The sequence below is a fragment of the uncultured Pseudoalteromonas sp. genome, assembly GCF_963922945.1.
GTDB lineage: Bacteria > Pseudomonadota > Gammaproteobacteria > Enterobacterales > Alteromonadaceae > Pseudoalteromonas.
On the sequence record NZ_CAWUKC010000032.1, the window covers coordinates 22,147 to 39,947 of the forward strand.

Annotated in this window: 13 protein-coding genes; 8 read left to right on the top strand and 5 right to left on the bottom strand. The window is 41.0% G+C overall.

The features are described from left to right. Nucleotides 1-82: 82 nt before the first annotated feature. Genes AABI99_RS08955 through djlA form a run of 3 tightly spaced genes read left to right on the top strand, consistent with a single transcriptional unit; the run spans nt 83 to nt 2,615 of the window. Nucleotides 83-1,081 (top strand): phosphotransferase, encoded by a 999-nt coding sequence (locus tag AABI99_RS08955; RefSeq protein ID WP_338365327.1) that lies wholly within the window; start codon nt 83-85, stop codon nt 1,079-1,081. Continuing rightward, a complete protein-coding gene (gene murU, locus AABI99_RS08960; protein ID WP_338365328.1) occupies nt 1,078-1,740 on the top strand; it encodes an N-acetylmuramate alpha-1-phosphate uridylyltransferase MurU in 663 nt (220 codons plus the stop codon). Before AABI99_RS08955 ends, murU begins: the two co-directional genes overlap by 4 nt. A 17-nt stretch (nt 1,741-1,757) precedes the next feature. After that, the gene (gene djlA / locus AABI99_RS08965) at nt 1,758-2,615 is read left to right on the top strand and encodes a co-chaperone DjlA (protein WP_338365329.1); all 858 of its coding nucleotides are present in this window, start codon (nt 1,758-1,760) and stop codon (nt 2,613-2,615) included. On the opposite strand, the gene AABI99_RS08970 is transcribed toward djlA, so the two are convergent. The 3 genes from AABI99_RS08970 to rapA form a co-directional block, all read right to left on the bottom strand. Beyond that, nucleotides 2,598-3,554, bottom strand: a complete 957-nt coding sequence (locus tag AABI99_RS08970; protein WP_338365330.1) for a DUF3530 family protein — start codon at nt 3,552-3,554, stop codon at nt 2,598-2,600. The genes djlA and AABI99_RS08970 overlap by 18 nt on opposite strands. 80 nt (nt 3,555-3,634) lie before the next feature. Next, nucleotides 3,635-4,288 carry a bifunctional tRNA pseudouridine(32) synthase/23S rRNA pseudouridine(746) synthase RluA gene (gene rluA, locus AABI99_RS08975; RefSeq protein WP_338365331.1) on the bottom strand — a complete coding sequence of 218 codons (654 nt, stop codon included), beginning with the start codon at nt 4,286-4,288 and terminating at the stop codon, nt 3,635-3,637. Between the two features lie 156 nt (nt 4,289-4,444). Beyond that, nucleotides 4,445-7,339: an RNA polymerase-associated protein RapA gene (rapA, locus tag AABI99_RS08980; protein ID WP_338365332.1), complete on the bottom strand. Its 2,895-nt coding sequence runs from the start codon at nt 7,337-7,339 to the stop codon at nt 4,445-4,447. 306 nt (nt 7,340-7,645) lie between these two features. Here rapA and AABI99_RS08985 point away from each other — a divergent pair, with 306 nt between their 5' ends. The 3 genes from AABI99_RS08985 (at nt 7,646) to AABI99_RS08995 (ending at nt 13,787) form a co-directional block, all read left to right on the top strand. Beyond that, nucleotides 7,646-9,043, top strand: a complete 1,398-nt coding sequence (locus AABI99_RS08985) for a PhoH family protein (RefSeq protein WP_338365333.1) — start codon at nt 7,646-7,648, stop codon at nt 9,041-9,043. A gap of 66 nt (nt 9,044-9,109) precedes the next feature. Next, nucleotides 9,110-12,898, top strand: a complete 3,789-nt coding sequence (locus AABI99_RS08990) for an ATP-binding protein (protein ID WP_338365334.1) — start codon at nt 9,110-9,112, stop codon at nt 12,896-12,898. Then, nucleotides 12,882-13,787: a diguanylate cyclase gene (locus tag AABI99_RS08995; protein WP_338365335.1), complete on the top strand. Its 906-nt coding sequence runs from the start codon at nt 12,882-12,884 to the stop codon at nt 13,785-13,787. Before AABI99_RS08990 ends, AABI99_RS08995 begins: the two co-directional genes overlap by 17 nt. A 90-nt stretch (nt 13,788-13,877) precedes the next feature. Here the strand turns inward: AABI99_RS08995 and AABI99_RS09000 are convergent, their stop codons facing one another. Both AABI99_RS09000 and AABI99_RS09005 read right to left on the bottom strand, forming a co-directional pair. Next, nucleotides 13,878-14,258, bottom strand: coding sequence for a DUF3192 domain-containing protein (locus AABI99_RS09000; RefSeq protein ID WP_338365336.1), 381 nt, complete (start codon nt 14,256-14,258; stop codon nt 13,878-13,880). Nucleotides 14,259-14,553: 295 nt separating this feature from the next. Beyond that, on the bottom strand, nt 14,554-15,498 hold the full coding sequence (locus AABI99_RS09005) for a D-2-hydroxyacid dehydrogenase (RefSeq protein ID WP_338365337.1): 945 nt from the start codon (nt 15,496-15,498) through the stop codon (nt 14,554-14,556). Between the two features lie 376 nt (nt 15,499-15,874). On the opposite strand from AABI99_RS09005, the gene AABI99_RS09010 reads away from it, so the two are divergent. Further along, nucleotides 15,875-17,005: a 1-acyl-sn-glycerol-3-phosphate acyltransferase gene (locus tag AABI99_RS09010; RefSeq protein ID WP_338365338.1), complete on the top strand. Its 1,131-nt coding sequence runs from the start codon at nt 15,875-15,877 to the stop codon at nt 17,003-17,005. A 279-nt stretch (nt 17,006-17,284) separates the two neighbouring features. Next, entirely contained in the window at nt 17,285-17,530 is a 246-nt protein-coding gene (locus tag AABI99_RS09015) for a DUF1289 domain-containing protein (protein WP_338365339.1), read from the top strand. The last annotated feature ends 271 nt before the right edge of the window (nt 17,531-17,801 follow it).

The following is a 17,801-nucleotide window of genomic DNA, read 5'->3' on the forward strand; positions in this document are numbered from 1 at the left end:
TATGGTTTATTATTAGCTAGACATAATAAAGGAAAACAATGGCAAATACAGTAACTGACCTACAAAAATAGATATCTAAATAATGACACGCTTTGATAATTTACAACTTTTTATTAATACCTACTTTGATGCTAAACCACACTCCTTAGTAGCCATTACTGGGGATGCCAGCTTTCGCCGTTATTATCGGTTAAGCTGTGCTGGAAAAGCATTTATTGTCATGGACTCTAACCCACACAAAGTTAATAACGCACCGTATATCTCTTTAAATAAAGTATTCACCGACAACGGATTTTTATTGCCTGAAATAATAGCAAGCGATGAAGAGCAAGGCTTTTTTGTGTTAAGTGACTTAGGCAATACACACTTAGCAGATAAACTCGATGAGCCAAACAGAGATGAATATTACAAACAATTAATAGGTTTAGCGGCGAGTTGGGCCAAAACGCCTGCATCCACGGCGATGCAAGATTACAACAAAGACTTTATTCATCTAGAGCTGAGTATTTTTAGTCAATGGCTAATTACTGATTTTATTGACTTAACATTAAATTTAGAGCAGCAAGCACTTTGGCAGCAAAGTTGTGAGCTATTAACGCACGCTATGCTAGCGCAGCCTAAGGTTACGGTTCATCGTGATTATCACAGCCGCAATATAATGTATAGCAATGAGCACTGGGCAATAATAGATTATCAAGACGCCGTGCGCGGCCCTCTGTGCTATGACTTAGTATCACTGCTGCGCGACTGTTACTTTAAGTTACCAGATACAGCGCTTAATCAACTGCTTAAATATGGATACGACGAATTTAGAGCTCAGGGCTTAACGTCGGCTTCTTTTGAGGAATTTAAACAGTGGTTTGATTTAACCGGTATTCAGCGCCACCTCAAAGCTGCAGGAATTTTTTGTAGGCTCTACCTGCGTGATGGTAAAACAGGTTATCTTGATAATATTTTGCCAACTTTGGATTATATTGTCGATGTGGCGGCTACATATCCCGAACTTGCAGCACTAAGTGAGTGGGTAAGCAGTATTGTTATACCGCAGGTAACACTAAAACTTGCAAAGGAGCGCTCATGAAAGCGATGATTTTAGCGGCTGGGCGCGGTCAGCGAATGATGCCACTTACGCAAACTATGCCTAAACCTATGCTAAAAGTAGCGGGTAAACCGCTGATAGAGCACCATATCAATAGCCTTAAAGCCGCAGGTATCACCAACATTGTTATAAATCTTGCCTGGCAAGGGGATAAAATAAAAAGCTATTTTAAGAGTGGCGCTGAGCTTGGTGTGAACATTGAATACAGCCAAGAGGCTGAGGGCGGCCTTGAAACCGCTGGTGGGATTATTCAGGCGCTACCATTATTAGGTGAACAATTTATTGTCATTAATGGCGATGTTTATACAGATTACGATGTAAGTGCATTATCTCAACTGCATTTAAATAGTGGCGAAGCTCACATAGTGTTAGTAGAGAATCCACCTCATAATGAAAACGGGGACTTTGCGTTAAGTCACTTATCGCCTGAGAGTCAAAAGTATACGTTTTCGGGTATTAGCCGGTTTCAGGCTGACTTTTTTAAAGGGCTTGCGCCAGGCATACGACCCCTTGGGCCCCTATTACGAGAAAAACTCGCCCAGCAGGTTATCTCAACAGAGCTTTATATTGGCCAATGGGATGATATAGGCACACCACAACGACTCGCTCAGCTCAACGAGCGCATACAAAACACACTTTAATAGAGGCAGTTAATTAGATGTGGGGAAAAATACTCGGTTTTTGTTTTGGCTTTATGTTTGGCAAAATTTTTGGTGCCATTTTAGGTTTATACCTCGGCCATTTATTTGATAAAAGCCTAAAAAACGATTTTGATAAAGCGGGCGGTTTTTCTGGTCTATTTAAAGGAGACGATGTAAACGAGCGCCAAGCATTATTCTTTTCAAGCTGTTTTGCAGTGATGGGGCATATTGCCAAGTCGAACGGTCGCGTAAGCGAAGTCCATATTAAAGCGGCGAGTATGTTTATGGACGAAATGGGTTTAAAGGGCGATGAGCGCCGCGAAGCTCAGCATGCTTTTCAATCTGGTAAAGACAGCGATTTTTCGATTAAAGAAACAGTGCACGATTTTAAAGAACGCTTTGCAAAACGTTACGACTTACTGCAGTTGTTTTTAGAAATTCAAATTCAAATGGCATTTTCAGATGGCGTACTCGCAGAGCAAGAAAAGCAGTTGTTACAAGAGGTCAGTAAGCAATTAGGTATTTCTAAAACCCATTTTGCTTTTATTCTTAAGCGCTACCAAGCTGAATTTAGTTTTAGACAACAGCAACAGCAGCACAGACAGCAGCAAGGTCAAAGTAGCAGTTACCGTGAAGGTTCTGGTCATCATGTGTCTCCTAATAACAGCATGAACCGCTCCCAGGCCTTGGCTTTATTAGGGTTAAGTAGCGACGCGACGCAACGAGATATTAAAGTCGCGTACCGTAAATTAATGGCGCAGCATCATCCTGATAAGTTAGTCTCTCAAGGGCTGCCTAAGCACATGATGGAAGTAGCAGTTAAAAAAAGCCAAGATATTCAAGCAGCGTACGAGTATTTAAAAAAGGCGGCGTAAAAAACCGTCTATCACTTTGCTTAACCGTGCATGCTGCTCTGGTGCATCACGCAGCCCAAACAACTGGCGCTGGCGGTAATCAAATTTAGCGTTACGATTAACCCAGCGCTGGCGGCTTTTTAAACTCATAAGTATATCGTTATTGTCGTTTGCATAGTAAATATCAAGCAAGGCAGGGGTCACCAGCGAGGTAGTTTGCGCCAATTCTTTATTGCGCTGTGTATTAGGTAAATAGCTACTTAAGCTTATAAATGCATCTATGCGCGAGTCAGGAAAATCTGCATAGTGTTCTAACAAAAGCCCAGCACTGGTACCTTGTGCGATGACGACAATATTATTTGGCACGCTCATTGCATTTTGATAGAGCGCCTCGTAGCGCATTATTAAATTAGTTTTATAATTACTTAACACTTCACTGCTTACCAAGTCAGTCGCATTAACAAAGTGTGGCTCTTGAGCTGCAGTGGTTGTATTGTTGTTGCTACTTTGCGCTGTATTCGTGGGCTCTTCATTTTGCGCTTGTGAATCTGTTTGTGTATTTGATTGGGCTGCTGTAGGAGTCGCCGTATCACTTGCTTGCCAATCTATATCAGGCACTGTCATGGCGTAGGTTGTATAACCTAAATTAGTAAGCTCTTTTCGCAGGTAACTCATGCCCGTATTGCTGGTGGGGGTAGAATGCCAATCAGGAATGAGTAATACAATGCCTCTAAAATCGCGGCTCATGTATTCGCTATACAAACTTAAAAACTCTGTATCACCAGCTAATATGGGTTTAATTTCTTCATTAGGTAATAGGCGTTGAATATCGCTATTTTCGATACTTGATAAAGCAGGTGGGGCTATATGCTCTGCAGCACTGGCATATGCACTTAAGCATAACACAGAGCAGCAGCATACATTTTGTAGTGTTTTTTTGATTAGCTGCGCAAATATCATAGTAAGCCCAAAACAAGAGTAATAACTAAGTATCGGCGCGTTAAGGTAAAAGTTTAATACTAACTTGTGGGCTTTATCGATTAAAAATCAGGCTCTGCCTCAAATGTAAGTACTCGCTCACTCATTGGGTGTTTTAGTTGCAACATTTGTGCATGCAACTGTAAACGCGGCGCCAAAGCTAAGGCTTCTTTATGGGCATAGAGCCTATCGCCTAAAATTGGGTGGCCAAGGCTTAGCATATGCACACGTAATTGATGTGAGCGACCGGTAATTGGCGTAAGCTCTACACGCGTTGCATGCTCTTCTTGCGCCAGCACTTTAAAGTGTGTGAGCGAGGGTTTACCGTTTTGGTGATCAACCATTTGTTTAGGGCGATTAGGCCAATCACATATAAGCGGTAAATCTACAGAGCCATTTTCTTCTTCAAGCTGCCCATAAACACGCGCAATATAACGCTTTGCTGTTTCGCGTTCTTGAAATTGCATACTCAAATGCCTATGCGCTGCTTTATTCATGGCCAAACACAATATGCCAGAAGTTGCCATATCTAAGCGGTGCACAATTTTAGCGGTAGGGAAAACACGGTTAACACGGTTAATTAAGCTATCGGCATGTTTTGGATCTTTACCCGGGACGGTTAATAGTTCACTAGGCTTATTAACAATAAGCAAGTCGTCATCTTGGTAAAGTATTGTTAAATACGGATTCATTGGGGGATTGTAATTAACTAACACGGCCGGCCTCTGTAATTTTGCAGGGCGCTATTTTAGGGGAGCGAGGACAAAGGCTCAAGAAAAACATGCATAGTCACTCAACAGATATGATGCACGTTGCTTTAATGCATAAAAAAGCGCGGTAAAATACCGCGCTTTTTTAACTTTCACTAATTATTAGTGTGAAACTACAATTAACCGTATTGCATCAAGCTTTAACTGCGCTTTTTCGATATGCGTTGTTAGCTCGCTACGCTGCTTATCGAAGAAGGTAATTTCTTCTTGGCGAATATTTGGGTTTATTTGTTTAAGCGCTTCAAGGCGGGCTTGTTCTTCACCTAAGGTGCTTTGCATTTTTTCAAGAGATGCACTGCGAATAGTCTCAAGCTGTTGCTGCGCCATATCTTTTGCAGTGTTGATCATTGGATGAACAGCACCTTGTAAAGCCCCTGCTAATTTACTCGCGGTTTGGCGGCCAACGGCCGAAAGTTGCTGATTAAAGCTATCAAATGCGACATTTTCACCTAGGTTGTTACTGGCTTTATCAAGCAATATACGAATAGGCGTTGGTGGTAAAAAGCGACCTACTTGCAAGGCTTTTGGTGCCATAGCTTCGGCCACAAAAATTAGCTCAACAAAAAAGGTACCCGGTGGTAACTTTTTATTTTTAAGTAGCGCAACTGATGCACTACCAAAGTCGTCATCACAAATCATGTCCATGGTGCCTTGCACCATAGGGTGATCCCAGCTAATAAAATGCACGTCTTCTTGCGATAGAGCGGTATCGCGGTCAAAGGTAACGGTCATGCCATCTTCTTTCAAGCTTGGAAAAGAGGCCGTTAGCATATGCTCTGTAGGCTTTAAGATAATGGTGTTTTCGCCTTTATCTTCTTGGTTTACGCCAAACGTGTCGAATACATTGATCATATAACTTGGCAGTTCAAATTGGTTATCAAGTGCTTCAATGTCTTCAACCAATGAATCAGCAGCACCTTGGCCTGATGAATGCAATTCCAATAAACGGTCTCGACCACTTTCCATTTGCTTGCGTAGCACGGCATTTTGCTTGGCTACTTGCTCAAGTAGAGGGTCGAGCTCTTCTTCATCACAATTATGTGCAGCAATGTAATCAAGTAGGTCTTCACTAAACTCTTTATACAATAGCTGGCCAGTGGTTGATGTGGTTTCAAACGCATCAAGGCCTTCGTTGTACCAACGTAGTAATACTTCTTGTGCGGTGTTTTCAAAATACGGCACGTGAATATTTACATCTTTTGTTTGTCCAATGCGGTCTAAGCGGCCGATACGTTGTTCTAGTAGGTCAGGGTTGAGTGGTAAATCAAATAACACTAAGTGATGCGAAAACTGGAAGTTACGCCCTTCTGAGCCAATCTCTGAACACAGCAGTATTTGTGCATTGTCGTACTCATCGGCAAAAAAGGCGGCTGCGCGGTCACGCTCTATAATCGACATGCCCTCGTGGAACACGGATGCTTTTATTGCTTCACGCTCACGCAAAATTTGCTCAAGGCTAATAGCGGTTTCGGCTTTGGCACAAATAAGCAGTACTTTTTCGTGTTTGAGGGTTTTGAGTGTGTCGATTAACCAATCTACACGTGGATCAAATGCGCCCCAGCTTGCGCTTTCACCTTCAAACTCTTGAAATATTTTCTCAGGGAAGAGTGCGCGTTGTGCGCTTAGTTCAGCACTTTGTATCCCGCTCATGCTGCCAAGTACCGACATGGCTGTTTTGTACTGCTTTGGCAGTGCCATAGGGTAAGCATGTAATTTACGACTAGGGTAGCCATCAATTCCGCTGCGGCTGTTTCTAAACAAAATGCGACCTGTGCCGTGGCGATCAAGCAACATGTTAAGTATTTCTTTACGCGCCGGTAAATCACCTTGCTGCGCTTTTTCAAGCACATCGGTAATATCGGTCTCTTTTAGTAGCTCTATTAAAGTCGCTTTGGCTGCATCATCAAGGACTTGCTCTTGCAGTAATTGATTTGCGGCTTCGGCTACGTCTTTATAGTTAGCTTCTTCTTCTTTAAATACGTCGTAGTCGTAAAATCTATCCGGGTCGAGTAATTGTAAGCGAGCAAAGTGGCTACGATGACCAAGCTGATCAGGTGTTGCTGTTAATAAAATAAGCCCCGGAATATCTTGGCTTAGCTCTGCCATGCGCTGGTACTCAGTGCTTGGCTTAGCGTTGTTAATACTTAAGTGATGCGCTTCATCAACAACGAGTAAATCCCAATCGGCAAGTGTGGCCTGTTCAAACCAGCGTTTTTTCTTGGTTAAAAACTCAAGGCTTGTTAATACCAGTTGCTCAGTATCAAATACGTTAGGCGAGTCGGCAAAGGCTTCATCGCAACGCTCTTCATCAAAAATAGAAAAACGTAAGTTGAAGCGGCGTAGCATTTCTACCAACCATTGGTGCTGTAAGTTTTCTGGCACCACAATCAGTACACGGCTAGCACGCCCACTAATTATTTGCTGGTGCAATATCATGCCAGCTTCAATGGTTTTACCAAGGCCAACTTCATCTGAAAGCAGTACACGTGGAGCAAAACGTTTACCAACTTCTTGTGCAATGTAAAGCTGATGCGGAATAAGGTTAGCACGCTGACCAATTAAACCCTTGATAGGGGATTGCTGGCGTTCAAATTGGTGTTGCCAAGTTTGGTAACGCAGTGTGTAGCGATCAAAACGATCTACCTGGCCTGCAAATAAACGATCTTGCGGTTTATTAAACTTGATGAAATGATCTAAAAAGGTTTCTTTTAGCTTTGCTTGCTCGCCGGTATCAACGCGGGTACCCACGTAACAAATTAGCTCACCTTGCTCTTCTATAGACTCTACTTCTAATTCCCATTCTTCAACGCTTTTGATCACATCACCTGGATTAAATGCCACACGGGTAACGGGTGCTTCTGCTGTAGAATAAACACGGTTTTCACCACTGGCAGGAAATAAAATGCTGACCTGGCGCCCCTCAATGGCAACGACGGTGCCTAATCCTAAATCTGACTCTGTATCACTAATCCAACGCTGACCTAAGGAAAAATTCATGTATGTCTCGTCTATGAAGAAAAAGGCGGCTATGTTACCTGTTACATAACACCACTGCAAGGCGCTATTTGGCTCACTTTTAATTAATTTTATAAGTGCGAATTAATCCCATTAACAGTGCTAACAAATGGCTCTTTTTTAGGTAAATTAAAACTATATTGTGTGTGTAATAAAACGGACTTTTATGACAAATAGACTAAACTTAAATTATGCCTTAGCAATTAAGTATTGCAGGTTTGAATCAAGCCCCGTTTTACTTAGTTAATTTGGTATAGCATAAAAATCATAAAACGTAAGGAAAGTGCTATGGAAAAAGCTTCGAACCTTGAAAGTAAAATGTATGTGCTAGACACCAATGTATTACTCCACGAACCCCTCGCTTATTTGTCTTTCCAAGAACACAACGTAGTCATTCCAATGACTGTTTTAGAAGAGCTAGACCACATTAAAGATAGAAAACACGACGTCAGTCGTGATGCACGAGTGGCTATTCGCGGCCTAGATGAGGTATTAAAAAACGCCACGCCAGAGCAAATGCTGCAGGGTGTGGCACTGCCAAGTAATAAAAAGGCAAAAGCTGATTCAACGGGCACACTCATTATTGTTAATGACCACCTTTTTGCAGATTCTATTTCTGGATTGCCGGGGGATGAAAACGATCACCGCATTATTAACTGTGCCGTATATTTACAAAAGCAGCACAGCGATTCAAAAATTGTATTGGTAACAAAAGACATAAATATGCGCCTTAAAGCAAAAGGGGCAGGCCTTAAATATGTAGAAGATTACCGCACCGATCAACTCATTGACGATATAGCGCTTTTAACCAGTGGCTATAAAAAAATAGAAGGCGACTTTTGGCAGCACGTAGGACAATGCGAAACTCAGCAGCACGGCCGTGATACATTTCATTATGTGGCAAAAAGCCTCATTCCTGATGTGTTTTGCAATGAGTACATACTTGATAGCAGCGAGCACTTTGCTGCGCGGGTCAAATCTTACGATAAAGAACGTATTAAATTAAAAGATATTAGTGTTGAGCGGTTAATGCACCAGCAAGCGTGGGGCGTAAAACCTAAAAATATTTACCAAGGTATGGCGCTTGATGCTTTATTAGACCCTAGTATTGAGCTGGTTATCTTAACTGGCCCAGCAGGATGCGGTAAAACACTATTGGCACTGGCCAGCGCACTGGAAATGGTTATTGAGCGTGGTATTTACGATAAGGTCATAGTAACACGTAATACCCCCGAAATAGCAGAGTCTATTGGCTTTTTACCTGGCACCGAAGAAGAGAAAATGGCGCCTTGGTTAGCGGCAATAACCGATACCCTAGAGGTGCTACATAAGGGAGATGAAAACCCAATTTCGAGTCGCAATTACATAATGGAAAAAGCCAATGTTCAGTTTAAGTCGGTTAACTTTATGCGTGGGCGCAGCATTCAAAATGCGGTGGTAATTTTGGATGAGAGTCAAAACTTAACGGCATCTCAACTCAAAACCATTATTACCCGATGTGGTGAGGGAACAAAATTAATTTGTAGCGGTAATTTAGCGCAAATAGATAGCAACTATTTGACCCCTGTTACCTCGGGACTGACTTATATTGTGGAGCGTTTTAAAGACTTTGAAGGCAGTGCCACTGTTAATTTAAACGGGGTCGTACGCAGCCGGTTAGCGTCCTTTGCAGAAGAAAATTTATAACTTGCACAGAACAAATTGGCTCGCTAGTCTAGTGGCTGACTATCGGGCCAAAACATAGGCAAAACGTTGAAATTTTTACCTCTAAAAGACTATTACCGCTCTTTATTTGTAGCGTTATTTGTTCCTCTATTCGTGGCATTTTTACTGTGCTTGCATTTGTATAATATAAAGGTTGAGCGCGCCATAGAAAAACGCCAAGCCGATTTTAAACAAGTGTCGGCTCAAGTTAGTCATATAATGAGCTCGGTGGAAGACTTTTTTGATAATGCTTTTATATCGTATCAACAGCCAATTGTTGCGCAGTTCGATCGAAACTCACTAGAAGGTATTAATCAATACGACAATTACTACTACCGTCACTTTAGCGAGCGCCAAGGCGAAATAGTTGGAAAAGGGCAGTTTGCTTTTTCTAACCGTGCGTTGATTCAATGGCAGCAAGCTACAAGCTTAAGCCCAACTTTTAATACCGCGTTATCACTTATGCAATCGTTATCGGCCGTTGCCTATGTTGATGATTCGGGTTTTGCGTATGTTGTAAGGCGTAACAAAAGCCAAAGTGCCATGCTACATAAAATATTGGATGGTCGTTTTAAACCCGCCTTTATACCAGGTCAGCTTACCTCGAGTGACATTGTAGAAGTACATGATAATGCGTATTTTGCTATAGGCCGTAAAAAACAGCCTAATTCGTCAGACTATATTATTTTGATATACGACTTAAAGGCGATGTCTAGTTGGCTTAGAAAAGTAGCCTCTAGTGAAGGTGAATATGTATTTATGAACCAATCGCATCAGGTTATTGCAAGCTCCGTTAAGTCGCTTAATGAAGCTACAGAACTAAAGGATTATTGGCCTAATCTGGCTCATAATAATAAAAAAATAAATCTAGCAAATAACACGCAGGCACTTTTTTTTATGCAAGCTATGGGGGACTTGCCCATTCATGCCGCATTTTATGAACCGCAGATTCATATAAACACGCCAATTAGATATGAAATCCTCTTAGAGTTTGTATTATTAACGCTATTTTTAAGCTTAATGTTTGCCGTATTTTTTTGGTTAAGTCAGCGCTTATTTGTTAGGCCAATGACCCATTTAATGCAGTATTTTGAGCAAAGTGATGAGCCTAAAGCGGCGCTTTCAGATTACTTAGTTCCGTTGAATTGGCAGCCTTGGTTTTCTCGCGTTAAGTACGTGTTTGATAAAAATGCGCAGTTAGTAGAGTCACTGCAAGAGGCTAATAAAGAGCTGGATGAACAGTTGCAGCTGCAATCACAAAAACTAAAACGTAGCTACGAAGCAAAAGAGCGACATTTAGCGCTATTAAACACCATGCTAAATAGTGTGCCGGATCTCATTTATTTTAAAAATATAGATGGCTCTTTTTTAGGGTGTAATAAAGCTTTTGAGGCCTATGTAGGAAAAGAGCAAGCGGTATTAGTTGGTAAACGTATTGAAGATTTAGAAAGCGATGATTTGCAGTTAAGTTTGCTTGAAAAACAGGTTTTACAAACAAAGAACAGTATTGAGCAGCGTATAGATAGCAGTGACAAATCGTACCAACTAACCATTGCCCCTTTTTATAACGAGCATCAGCACTTACTGGGTACCATGGGGATTGGTCGCGATATCACCGAACAGCAACAAACACTCTCTGCATTAAAAGCATCAGAATCCAAATTTAGAAGTGCGATAGAATTTGCAGCAAATAGTGTGTTGTTACTCTCGCTTGATCACACCATATTACAGGTTAATAAAGCCGCTCGTAAGTTGTTCTCACAGCAAAGCACTTTAACTGGAGAACCACTCAAAATGTTGTTTGATGAGGCGCAGTGGCAAGAGATAAAAAGGGCGCTATGTCATTTGCTAGATGATAAAAAGCGGGTTTACCATTTAACGCTCTCACAGGGTAGCCTAGCAAGTTGGTTACAGTTAAGTGTATCGCTGGTGTGGGATGAAAACCGCGATCCTTCTTACTATGTTATTCATATTCAAGATGTTAGTGCTCTTACTAAGGCAAAACATGATGCAGAGCGGGCAACAATCGCAAAAAGTCGTTTTATTGCAAACTTAAGCCATGAGATCCGCACCCCTCTTAATGCTGTGTTAGGGTTGTTAGATATGATTGAAGAGCAAGGCTTAAAGAATAAGCAGCTGTCACAAACTAAACAAGCTAAAAACGCAGCACAAAGCTTATTGCTAATGCTAAACAGAATGCTCGATTTTGCTCGGATAGAAAGTGCCCAAGCGCAAATTAAAGCGTCGCCATTTTGCTTAGTGGAATTAATTGATATTTGCGAGAGTCTCACAGCGCCTTTATGCCAAAATAAAGGGCTTAGTTTTCATATTGAAGTAGACCCGTTAATCACCCCAGCACTTATTGGTGATTCAATACGCTTGCAACAAATACTAAGCAACTTACTCACTAATGCTGTTAAGTTTACAAATAAAGGCAGTATTACCTTAAAAATGGTGCTTGAACACGGTGATGCCTTGGAGCACCAGCGTATTTGCTTTCACGTAATCGACACCGGGCTAGGTATTGCCAAAGCTGACCAACGTCGTCTTTTTGATGCGTTTACTCAAGGCGATGAATCCTCTACACGGATTCATCAAGGCGTTGGACTTGGCCTTGCCATTGTTAAACATGGTGTTGCATTAATGGGGGGCGAGATTGCGGTAAATAGTGATAAAGGGCAAGGCTGTGAGTTTTACTTTACGCTAGAGCTTGCGGTCGATATGGCTAAAGAGAGCCTTTCTATGCCTGATACGTTGGCCATTGTGAGCGATAAAACGCGAGAACTAAATGAAGTTGTAAATGCCTATTCTCAAATAACGGCTATTGATTTAGAAGAAGTGATCCGCTATCCAATAAAGCTTAGTGATGTACCGCAACTAATTATTGATGAAAAAATATTAAGTGATTTATTAAAAGTTGAGTCTATCCGTGACACGCTCAGTGCAAATTCTTATCCTGTGGTGGTTATTAATCACGAGCATACACTGGCTTCTAATGCCATACACATTAATGCGCAACATGTTAAAGCCACAGCTTTGGCACAAAGACTAATAAGTTTAAACAGTAATGGAACAGAAACAGCGTATAAAGCTGCTGAAAATAATGAAGAAATAAAAAAAGATATATCGGGTCTACTTATTATGGCGGTTGATGATAACCCGCTTAATTTAGACATTATTAGCAGTGTACTAAAGCAAGCCCATGTAAATGTTATAACAGTCACTAATGCCCCAGATGCAATAGAGCTACTACAAATATTAAAACCAGATCTAATATTAATGGACGTGCAAATGCCGCATATTGATGGGTGTCAAGCAACGCAACTAATTCGCCAACAGTTTGACGCGCGCCAGCTACCTATTTTTGCTTTAACAGCGCATTGTGAACCTGCAGATGTAGAGCGCTCACTTAATAGCGGCATGAATAAGCATTTGACCAAACCCGTGGTTGCAGCTGTACTGTTAGATGCAATTAGAGATGTAGACTTTATTAAACCTAAGTTTTATGACCAAAATTTTGCGCTCACCCAGTTTAACTTTGATGAAAACTTACTGGCAACTATGGTTGGAAAGTTTGCTAAGTTGTGTGAAACCCAGTTAGAACAAATTGAAGAAAATACTCAGCGAGATGAAGTGGTACGCTTAGTGCATAGTATAAAAGGTGTAGCAGGTAATTTAGGTTTTATTAGGCTTTCACTGTGTGCAAAGCAATGTGAAACACACCTTAAAACCACTAACGATCCGCTTCAGCAAACGTTAAAAGAGTTAATTGTGCAGTTAAAACAAGTCATAACATTTATTAAAACCTTAGGGGGACAGGATGCCGAAAAGAGCTAAAATTCTCATTGTGGATGATGATCCCCTTAACCGGCTTGTGCTTGAAAAAACGCTGGGTACTGAGCATGACGTATTTTTAGTAGAAAGCGGCGAAAAAGCACTCACCTTTGTTAAATCTAACCAAGTTGATTTAATTATTTTAGATGTAGTCATGCCGGGCATAGATGGCTATGAGGTACTTGTGCAGCTCAAAGAAAACCCGATTACACAGTCAATTCCTATTGTGTTTATATCGGCTAATAATAGCCACACCGATGAAGCAAAAGGTCTTGAGTTAGGGGCAATGGATTACATTACTAAACCCTTTAATGCTTCCATTGTAAAAGTGAGGGTACGTAACCAGCTATTAATTAAGCAAAAAAATGACTTACTTGAAATGCTAGCCTCAATAGATGGTTTAACAGAAATACCCAACAGGCGTTATTTAGATGAAAACCTCTCTCGTGAGTGGCGCAGAAGCAAGCGCAACGGCTCGTGTTTATCTGTGTTATTAATGGATATAGACCATTTTAAACGTTTTAATGATTGCTATGGGCACCGTGCTGGAGATGAATGTTTAAAGCAAGTTGCGCAGGCATTAGCAGCGCAATGTGAGCGCAGTACTGACTTTATAGCGCGTTACGGGGGGGAAGAGTTTGCAGCGGTTTTACCCGATGTTAATAAACAACAGGCATTAGCATTTGCACAAAAGTTAAGACAAGCGGTAAACAACTTAAATATAGAGCACAAAGCATCTTTAAATGCAGATCACATTACAATCAGTATAGGTATTGCTAGTATGGAAAACGGCAACGCCAGTGCCGAGCAGGCTTTACTTGAACAAGCTGATCTAGGGCTATATGCCGCTAAAGATGGTGGGCGCGATCAGGTGGTTGCGCTTAATTTATAGTGCGCTTTATTTACACTTAAGCGTTATTTTTAACGGCCCCACACATTATGTTATTACCGAGCGGGGCAACTATATTCTACTAGCACGTTGTTATTTGGTGATCATACCCAGCGCGCTTTCACCAATACCCACCAATTTATCATTTTTAAATACCAATGGCGTGCATTCATCTTTTGTTGTTTTGCCATCAGAGTGAATGCTGTTAGTCACATAAAACAGTACCTGATATACATCATCATCTTTTTTCAATAGCTCGGTAAAGTTTGGCGTTTTTAATTGCGCTAAAACAGATTGATAGCTGCTATCCATTTTTAAATCTGCAATCGCTTCGCGGTTTTTTTTATGCTTATGTTGCCAACTTGAAGAGTCGTTACCTGCCCAGTGTGTTTCTGCCTCGCCATCTGATACGGCAATAACACAGCCTGTTAAAAACGGAGCGAGAAGTGCTGCAGCTAAAAGTGATTTTTTCATTGTTATAGTCCTTGATGAGTTTTAATTTAATTATTTACTTATCAAGAGCAAGTAATAGGCCAATATAACAAAGTTATAAAATTCATAGGGTTAGGTTGTAATGGCTGTTTTTAAGTGATTAATTATAAAAATCATTAGCAAAAACAGCCACTTTTTAGGTTTTTTAACGATTTAGCTAACCTGCGTTTATTTAGCATAGCGAAAACACGTTACAGCTATTTACTAAATCGAATGAGCGACTTTGAGGCAGGCAAAACCTAGCTTCAATGCGGCTTAGTATTGTTGCAAATTGCTATTACACCAAGCGGTTACGAGACTCACCCTTAGTAAAGGCGGCTATATTCAAGCTGACTTCATTAATTAGGCGCACAATTGACTCGGTACTTGCCCATGCAATGTGAGGGGTAAGCAGCAAGTTTTCGCCTGTGTAATTAGCCAGCGGGTTAGAAGGCTCTGCTGGCTCTTTTGTTAGTACATCAACGCCTGCTCCAGCAATTAAATTTTGCTCAAGCGCTGTTACTAGGTCGGCTTCATTTATAATGCCACCACGGGCGGTATTGATAATAATACTGCTGGGTTTCATCATTTTTAGCTCATCTAACGAAATTAAATCGCGTGTTTCATCAGTCAGCGGGCAGTGCACACTGATTATATCAGCGGTTTTTAATACTTCTTCAAAAGGTGTACGGCCTTCTCTACAGGGAGCATTTTTTCGCTCTGCAACGATTACATTTGCACCAAATGCTTGCGCAACACTTGCCACGCCTTTTCCTAGGGTGCCGCCACCTATAATGGCAAAAGTTTTACCTTGTAAATCATTAAAGCTGTAATCTAACCTACAAAACATCTCGCTTTTTTGCCAAGCTCCTTGTTGACAGTCGCGCTGATAGCGGTGCGTATTACCTAGTAAGTTAGTGACGAGTGAAAAAGTATGTTGTACAACCGATGGAGTCGAGTAACCCGCTACGTTGGTAACAGCAATGCCAAATTCTTTAGCCGCGTTTAAATCAACGTTATTTGTGCCTGTTGCACTTACGCAAATAAGTTTAAGCGACGTAAGTTGGCTTATCGTGTCGCGATTTAGTACTACCTTATTAGTAATGAGGACATCTGCGCCTTGGCTATGAGTAACAACTTGCTCAGGTGATGTCAGTTCGTAGATTGTCAGCTCACCTAAGTCTTTGATACAAGTTAATGATGTTTTAGCTAAAGTCGCGTTGTCGAGAATGGTGATTTTCATCGTGTGTCCTATCTATATGCTTACAGTAAAATGCCAAGAGCGGTTAAGGTACTACGAATAAATTCCTTTGTTAATGCTATTACTACCAAATGCTTAGAACAAAGAATAGGGTCACTGATAAAAGCTTAAGTACATGGCTGGTCTGCCCACTCGAATATTAATAACGTGATATTTTAGCGGGCTATATTGCTAACAAAGCCAATAAAGCTAAAAAACAATGCACCAACCCCTTTTTGTGTTGTCATATACTTAACTGGCTTGCCAGTAAGCTACCACAATGGCTATTTCTTATTTAAGAGTGGCTGAGTTATAATCAAAATTATATATAAGCGGTACGTTTTTTTACGTGCCGTTTTTTAACATTGTAGATGCAGTAATGAGTGAATTAGAAGATAAGTACGCAGACATAAGACCTTACAACGACGATGAAGTTGCGGCCTCTCTGGGGCGTTTAATTAACGATAATGCGTTTATTGATGTAATAGTAAAGTACAACTTACCCGGCTTTATTTCCGCTATGCCGTTTATTGCTCGCCCGTTGGTGAGAAGTCAATTACGAAAAAAATGGGGTAAATTTAAAAGCGTTGAAGATGTACAAAACGAAGTTGCAGAGTATTTAGATAAACTGATCAAACGTACTACTTCAAAAGTCACCTTTTCGGGTCTTGATAAGTTAGACCCACAACAAGCTTATTTATTTATATCGAACCATCGCGACATTGTGCTTGACCCTGCCCTTGTAAATTGGGGACTGTATCAACACAAAATGAAAACGGTGCGCATAGCAATTGGTGATAACTTATTGCAAATACCTTATATAACCGAGCTGATGCGTTTAAATAAAAGCTTTATTGTTAAACGTTCAGCCAAAGCTCCTAAAGAAATGCTTAAAGCACTTTCTCAATTGTCTTCGTATATTTATGATTCATTAACAGCGGGTAACTCGATTTGGATTGCGCAAAAGGAAGGACGAGCTAAAGATGGCTTTGATCAAACAGATCCGGCCCTTTTAAAAATGCTGCAGCTTAATGGTCGCAAACAAAAGAAAGAATTTGGCGACTATATTAAAGAGCTAAAAATTGTGCCTGTGTCGATTTCTTATCAGTATGAGCCGTGCGCTATTTCAAAGGCAAAAGAGCTCTATCATAAACAACAACATGGTGAATATGTAAAATCAGCCGGTGAGGACATAGCCAGCATTGTAGAGGGATTTAGCTCTGCGAAAGGCCATGTACACTTAGCATTTGGTGAGCCGGTTGAAAGCGGTTGTAACGATGCTGACGAACTAGCGCAAACTATTGATAAGCACATTGTTGAATCTTTTTACTTACACCCAGGAAATTACATTGCCGGAGGTTGTAAGCAAGCAGTCATTGATGAGCCCGATACCGCCACCTTTGAGCAGCGTTTAGCCCTAGTGCCAGAGGAGTTAAAGCCCCTTGTTTTAGCTATGTATGCTAAACCATTTCAGCGTAAAGCTGCTGCGAGTGACAAAGCATGCGAGTAAAATGTAAGAAGCTCAAGGCAAAGAGTGTAATAGTGAGAAAAGTAGCGTAGACGCTGCTTTTTTTTTGCCCAAAATTAACGCTATACTCACTACTAAGTATTTATACTGATTCGCACGAATACATAATCGATTTTAAAGGGTTAAACGTGGTGTTGCCTGTATTAAAAAGTCAATTTAAACAAATGAATAGCGGGTTTCCTACTTAGGTATCAATCTGTATTTCAAGTAGTTAAAAAGAGCCTTAGCCAAGCGAGTTGCTGTTATATTATGAGGGGCGTAATGCAACAAATTGAAATATTTGATATTCCAAGCCCATGCAAAAGTATTTGCCAAGTAAATAACCGGGGCTACTGTAAAGGATGCTATCGCAGCCGTGATGAGCGCTTTAATTGGAACACGTTAACTAATACACAAAAAAGAAAAGTGCTCAGCCTATGCCAACAGCGTTACAAACGATATTTGCAAAAGTGCCAAGCTGCAAAATCACAGGAGGCAGTAGATAAACAACAAGGCTTTGAGTTTTAAACCTAGGGCCGGTTTATCTTTCGAGGTTGAATTTGCAGCAGTCTGTTTGGGAATTAGGCAAGGCAGAGCCTATGCAGTGTGGTTGTTCCCCATAAATAGGCGATAACGTAGCATAAATGCCAAACAGGCGCTGCCCGAAGGGTTCTGCCTAGGGGCCATTTACTCTTTGTTGCCTACATGGATGTAGGTAAGGGGCGTGAGCAGGACGCGGAAGCTTTGCTCGGTTTTTACTTATTCTTACATGGATGTAAGTCATTAGAATAACGCAGGA

Coding starts and splice junctions, on each gene's coding strand:
- AABI99_RS09010 (WP_338365338.1), top strand. CDS start 15,875: ATGAGTGAATTAGAAGATAAGTACGCAGACATAAGACCTTACAACGAC.
- murU (WP_338365328.1), top strand. CDS start 1,078: ATGAAAGCGATGATTTTAGCGGCTGGGCGCGGTCAGCGAATGATGCCA.
- AABI99_RS09005 (WP_338365337.1), bottom strand. CDS start 15,498: ATGAAAATCACCATTCTCGACAACGCGACTTTAGCTAAAACATCATTA.
- AABI99_RS08995 (WP_338365335.1), top strand. CDS start 12,882: ATGCCGAAAAGAGCTAAAATTCTCATTGTGGATGATGATCCCCTTAAC.
- AABI99_RS08970 (WP_338365330.1), bottom strand. CDS start 3,554: ATGATATTTGCGCAGCTAATCAAAAAAACACTACAAAATGTATGCTGC.
- rapA (WP_338365332.1), bottom strand. CDS start 7,339: ATGAATTTTTCCTTAGGTCAGCGTTGGATTAGTGATACAGAGTCAGAT.
- AABI99_RS09015 (WP_338365339.1), top strand. CDS start 17,285: ATGCAACAAATTGAAATATTTGATATTCCAAGCCCATGCAAAAGTATT.
- djlA (WP_338365329.1), top strand. CDS start 1,758: ATGTGGGGAAAAATACTCGGTTTTTGTTTTGGCTTTATGTTTGGCAAA.
- AABI99_RS08985 (WP_338365333.1), top strand. CDS start 7,646: ATGGAAAAAGCTTCGAACCTTGAAAGTAAAATGTATGTGCTAGACACC.
- AABI99_RS09000 (WP_338365336.1), bottom strand. CDS start 14,258: ATGAAAAAATCACTTTTAGCTGCAGCACTTCTCGCTCCGTTTTTAACA.
- AABI99_RS08955 (WP_338365327.1), top strand. CDS start 83: ATGACACGCTTTGATAATTTACAACTTTTTATTAATACCTACTTTGAT.